The organism is Microcystis sp. LE18-22.4A (assembly GCF_027531105.1).
GTDB lineage: Bacteria > Cyanobacteriota > Cyanobacteriia > Cyanobacteriales > Microcystaceae > Microcystis > Microcystis aeruginosa.
In genome coordinates, this window is record NZ_JAPZRB010000631.1 from 1 (window position 1) to 5,343 (window position 5,343).

General features: G+C 43.6%; 6 protein-coding genes. 3 read left to right on the forward strand and 3 right to left on the reverse strand.

Features of this window, described 5'->3' with window-relative positions:
- The first annotated feature begins 271 nt into the window (after positions 1-271).
- The 3 genes from O9295_RS26885 to O9295_RS26895 all read left to right on the forward strand — a co-directional run bounded on the left by O9295_RS26885 (position 272) and on the right by O9295_RS26895 (position 2,009).
- Positions 272-541 carry a UPF0367 protein family gene (locus tag O9295_RS26885; RefSeq protein WP_002756830.1) on the forward strand — a complete coding sequence of 90 codons (270 nt, stop codon included), beginning with the start codon at positions 272-274 and terminating at the stop codon, positions 539-541.
- A gap of 180 nt (positions 542-721) precedes the next feature.
- Positions 722-1,390: an energy-coupling factor ABC transporter ATP-binding protein gene (locus O9295_RS26890; RefSeq protein ID WP_288036316.1), complete on the forward strand. Its 669-nt coding sequence runs from the start codon at positions 722-724 to the stop codon at positions 1,388-1,390.
- A 73-nt stretch (positions 1,391-1,463) separates the two neighbouring features.
- Complete coding sequence (locus tag O9295_RS26895) at positions 1,464-2,009, forward strand: NYN domain-containing protein (protein WP_199224929.1); 546 nt, start codon at positions 1,464-1,466, stop codon at positions 2,007-2,009.
- 145 nt (positions 2,010-2,154) lie between these two features.
- Here O9295_RS26895 and sfsA read toward each other — a convergent pair whose 3' ends face one another.
- From sfsA to O9295_RS26905, 3 genes are all read right to left on the reverse strand, one after another.
- Positions 2,155-2,874, reverse strand: coding sequence for a DNA/RNA nuclease SfsA (sfsA, locus tag O9295_RS26900; protein ID WP_288036319.1), 720 nt, complete (start codon positions 2,872-2,874; stop codon positions 2,155-2,157).
- A gap of 81 nt (positions 2,875-2,955) precedes the next feature.
- Positions 2,956-3,144 (reverse strand): hypothetical protein, encoded by a 189-nt coding sequence (locus O9295_RS27625; protein WP_002773477.1) that lies wholly within the window; start codon positions 3,142-3,144, stop codon positions 2,956-2,958.
- Between the two features lie 372 nt (positions 3,145-3,516).
- Positions 3,517-5,175 (reverse strand): IS1634 family transposase, encoded by a 1,659-nt coding sequence (locus O9295_RS26905; protein WP_288036320.1) that lies wholly within the window; start codon positions 5,173-5,175, stop codon positions 3,517-3,519.
- Positions 5,176-5,343: the final 168 nt, after the last annotated feature.

Sequence of the window (5,343 nt, forward strand, 5' to 3'; positions counted from 1 at the left end):
TGTGGAAGCCTTGGCAGCTTTTCGGACAGCGATGTCTTTCCGTTTCTTTGAGTGGCTGACCGAGAATCGGGATGTGTTTGCCGCTTACAAAGCCAGTTTAGGCTTTGTTTGGGCTTGAAATTTGTTTAAGTCCCACTAGGGTTATCTGCACAGTGAACAGCAATCAGTGAACTGAAAACCCACATCTGATCACTAATACCCTAAAACCCCAACACCCAAGCCCTGCTATACAATGGTTTTTGACTTGTTTTTTGGAAGGGAACGCTAAACTATGTATTCGATCGATATTACCCTGAAACTCTCGCCCATCCCCATTTCCGTGCAGCGCAAGGAAGAAGCAGCAGCAGACGCTTTGTATCAAACAATTATTAACGCTATGCGATCGCCAAATCCAGAATTATTAGAATTAACCTGCGAAAAACAAACCGATAAAAAGGTGGCGGTTTTGAGCGATCAGATCAGTGCGGTGATTGTTTCACAAAAATCCGGGGCTGCCTCCACTGGTAGAGCGCCGGGGTTTGTCGCTTTAGCCACAGAATAGTTCTTTAATCAGTTATCAGTGAGCAGTAATCAGTAAACAGTAATCAGTGAGCAGTAAAAAGACAGTAGGAAACTTCTATTTAATACTGCACACTTAAAAACTCAAATCTGATAACTGATAACTGATAACTGATAACTGATAACTGATAACTGATAACTGATAACTGATAACTGATAATTCATGACTATAAAAGTAACAGACCTCTGCTTTAGCTGGCCGAATGGGAAATCAGTATTAAATGGCTGCTCTTTGCAAGTTCCCAGAGGAGAATTTTGGATGTTGTTGGGGACAAATGGCAGCGGTAAATCAACCCTGCTGCGGCTCTTAGCGGGATTATTAAAACCTAGTCGCGGGGAAATAGAGATACCTAACCCCCTCGGTTTTGTTTTTCAAAATCCCGACCATCAGTTAGTGATGCCAACAGTGGGGGCAGATGTGGCTTTTGGGTTGGTATCCGAGGGTTTATCCACGCCGGCAATTCGGGCGCGGGTGCGGGAATCCCTAGGGGCGGTGAATTTATTAGAAATGGAAAAACGACCGATCTATGCTCTCAGTGGCGGACAAAAGCAAAGAATCGCCATTGCGGGGGCTTTAGCTCGTCATTGCGAGGTTTTGCTCTTTGATGAACCCACCGCCCTTTTGGATGGGGATACTCAGTTAGAATTAGTCTCTCAAGTGCAGAAATTGGTCAAAAACCGGGGGATTACGGCCCTTTGGGTGACGCATCGCCTGGAGGAATTGGATTACAGCGATGGGGCATTTTTGTTAGAGGGGGGCAAGGTAACGGATCGGGGAAATCCCCTAGACTTAAAAGCGAGATTATTGGCAAGTGCGGCGGTTGAATCTTAAATTTTTTGTTAATATCATTAGGATGCTGTTTTTTAGAACTGCCCTTAATGCCACACCAATTACTCTCAAAGCCATGGTTAATTCTTCTGATCGTTCCCTTCTGCTGGTTGACGGCTACAACGTCATCGGCGCTTGGCCGTCCCTGAAAAAAATTAGCGATCGCCACGGTCTCGAACCGGCGCGAGACAAGTTAATTGAAACCCTAATCGGTTACACCCACCACCAGGGTTATCAAACCCAAATCGTCTTCGATTCCTACCTTCAAGATACCCCCGGCAGCCAAGAACGCTACACTAACCATTTATCGGTTTATTTTACCGCTCACGCTCAAACCGCCGACACCTATATCGAGAAAACCTGCGCCGATTTTTGGCACGATCGCGCCCCAGCTATCGGACGCATTATCGTCGCTACTTCTGATAATGCCCAAAAAATGACCGTTATGGGTTATGGGGCCCAGTGGATTTCCGCTCAACGTCTCGAAATCGAGGTGGATTTAACCGGTCGTCGTCTGAGAAAATCCCAGAGTTCTTCTCAAAGTCCCAAAGGGCGTTTTTTATTCCATTCTCTCGATGCTCAGGTGCAGCAGAAATTAGAGAAAATGCGCCACGGAATTTAGTTATCAAAAACCTTGACAAATTACCTCAAATATGTATCGACAAAAATCCCCCGTAGAGGCACAGGTAACTGTGTCTCTAGGTTTTTAAAGGTCAGTTGCGGTTCGGGGGATTTTGTCAAAAGCCGGCCGCTCTCAACTACTCGTTTCACAGCTGCAATTCTGCTAAACCTAAATAATAAATTCCCGTGGGTGTCACTTGGAAGCGACAGGGTAAAACCTTGACTCCTTTAGCCACTGCTTGACGCAATAACTGCCCGTATTTAGTATCCTTACTATCCCCCGGAGCAAATCGGTCACAATCACCCCGATTAATAAAGTAGAGCATAATCGCCTCCGCTGCCGGCAATAAAGCCATTAATTCCTGTAAATGCTTCTGTCCTCGCGTGGTGACAGTATCGGGAAAAAGTGCCGTTTCTCCCTGATTCCAAGTGGTATTTTTGACCTCAATATAGGTGAGGGAATTATCCCCATGGGTCAACAGAAAATCAATTCTACTGCCGTTATTTTGACCGTAGGCCACTTCCGATCGCACTTCGGTGTCATTTTTGACCAAATCGGGAAAAACTCCTTGCAACAGGGCATTTTTCACCACCTGATTAGGAAGATTGGTATTAACTCCCACCCAAGTCTCCCCCAGTTGAATCATCTCCCAGGTATAAGCTAATTTTCGCTTCGGGTTATCACTGCGAGAAAGATAAACCGGTTGACCTTCTACGCATACATCTGTCATCGGTCCGGTATTAGCGCAATGGGCCGTAATTAATTCTCCGTTGTCCAATTGTATATCGGCAAAAAAGCGTTTGTAACGTTTAATTAAAATACCCTTGACAAGAGAAGGGTAAGTGTGAACTAACAAGGGAGTCATCAAATTTCTGCCGAGGAATATAAGGTAAAGAATAGCCTTTTTTTGGGAATCTTAACCTGAAGACAGGAGACCTTTCAGTTATCAGTGAACAGTGATCAGTAAACAGTAATCATAGTATTTTCCTTTATTCGTAGCAGGCATTTTACTCTCTTGGGTTTGGTGGGTAAAATGTATTCTAAAATACATTCCTGCTGGTGACCAAATGGAACGAACCACAAAGACACAAAGGACACAAAGATTGATCGGTCTTATATAAGTTAAACTTATCACACAAAGAATAAGAGAGCCGGCATTTTACTCCCCTCTCCCTTTGGTTGTGGGGGTAAGGGAAATTAACCATCTCTGCGATTACTTTTGAAAAATGGCATCAGTGACAAAAAAACGGCAATTTTCTACCCCACATTCCGCACCCTAAGTGTCACAACGTCTCAAAAGAGGAAGGGGCGTGAGTCAAAATACTTATCTAGAGGAGTGAGTTGGCGGCAAGCTGCCGGCAACTAAGCCGAAAATTTCAGAGTTCCCCCGGTCATTCTCAATAAACAGTGCTTGTTGAGAATGGCTGGGCAATCAGACTTAACATCTAGCGTCGAGATGTTCGAGTAGTGCTTAAGTTTTGTCACCCCTTGAAGTCAATCCATCTGGTCAAGATAAGAGATAATATTCCTGGCAAGGTTTGGGAAAAAATCTCAAAATGTTGCGCCTCTCATCCGTTAAGTTGCTAATCTTTTGATTGTCTTGAATACGTAGGAGATGAATCCCTTGAAAGTTCTGAAATATCCAGCGTAATGTTGGTCGGTCGGTTAACTTACCCAACGGATTTTTCCGTCCCGTCTCCTGCTGTTTTAAATTCAGACGAAGTTGTCTTTGGCCAATAGTATAAACCAACAGGCACAAGCCCATGAGCATGGCCATGACCTCGATTCTATGGGGAGATTTGAGAAAGACACTGTCGGCAAAAAAGCCGGGGTCTTTGAGAAAAGAAAATCCTCTTTCTGGAGCTTGTTGCCCCTTATATTTTTTGAGTATATCCTCACTGCTTAATCGTTTTTTCTCCAAATCGTTAGTTGCTAAAACGAATCGTCCTGCTCGTTTCTTTAGCCTCTCAATCGCTGGCAAATTCAACTCTAATTCGGCTTGAACTTGATAGCTTTGAGAGGGTAAATCGTCTTTTGATTTGAGTTTTGACTGCTGAGACTCAGGCGGAATGAGATTGACTTTAATCTCCGTTAACTGATGATATTTTAAGGAGTCAGATAATCCTTTGGCTATCGCCAACGCCACCGCTCTATTCTCAAATTCTCTTCGGGATAGTTGGCGGATTTTTTCTTGGGCAGAATTCTTTTCTTGCTCGATTTTTTTCTCTAATTTTTTCAAGTCTGATTCTTTTCTAGCTTGACTTTCAACTAGCAACCATCTTTGTTCTATCCCCCCATAGTTAGAGATGGTTTCCCGCCAGGAATAACCCGGTATTTCTGCATCGGTTAACTCTTTTTCTGAGATGCTATCGACTAACTCTTGAGCCTCTTTAATGCTGAAGGGGACTCGAGATAACCAACGCATTTCTCTCATTAGTTTTAAATTCTCTTTGCTATAGAGGGCGCTATCGCCGACTATTAAACTGTCAAAGTCAACTTGTTTTTGAAATTCTCGGGCGATTTGACCAAAAACCGCTTTGTCCGCTTCATTTCCGTCCCCTACTTTCAGGAATAAAGGTACATCTCCATCCCCACTTACGATTAAGTCAATCATAAATTGTTTTAAGTCAGGTCGTCGGTCGCGGGAGTATCCGTAGGTAATTTTTATTGGCTGTTGTCTGGTTTCAATTTCTTCTCCCACTGCTCCTGATTTCAGGATTTCTACTGTTGGGTATTCCTTGTTATATTCTCCTTCTACTGATAGAGAAGTCGAATCTAAATGGGAATTCTCGGTTGCTACACCAAATTTTTTCACGGCTGCTAAACTAATGAGTAGGAAAATCCCCGAAACATCCAGTTGATAAAGTTTGTCCATTACTCGACCAATTTTATCATCATTCAGGTGTTTTGGTTCGATGCCCTCTCCCAGCAAATGTTCGGTTGCTTTATCTTCAAAAAATTGAGGAAATAAATACAAGGCCCGGGAGACAAATCCCAATCCGTTCAGGATAATTGCTTTCACGACTTGCCCCGCTGTGACAATTTCTCCTCGCTCAATTGAGACTTGTTCGTTGATAATTTCAACGATTCCTATTTCATCGATAATTCCGGCTACTAATCCCAGATGGTCTAGATTTTTGACTTCAATTTCTGTTGATTGATTCATGGTCGAACAGCCCACTGCCTAAGTTTTCCAACAATTCCTATTTTTTCATAATTAGGGGTCTCAAGCTCCCCCTAGCGGCCACCGAGAAAACCTTCACCAGATAAGTATTTTTACTCAAGTCTCTGGAGGGGGACAGCTTATGTGACAGTTGAGGGTGCGGAATGTGGG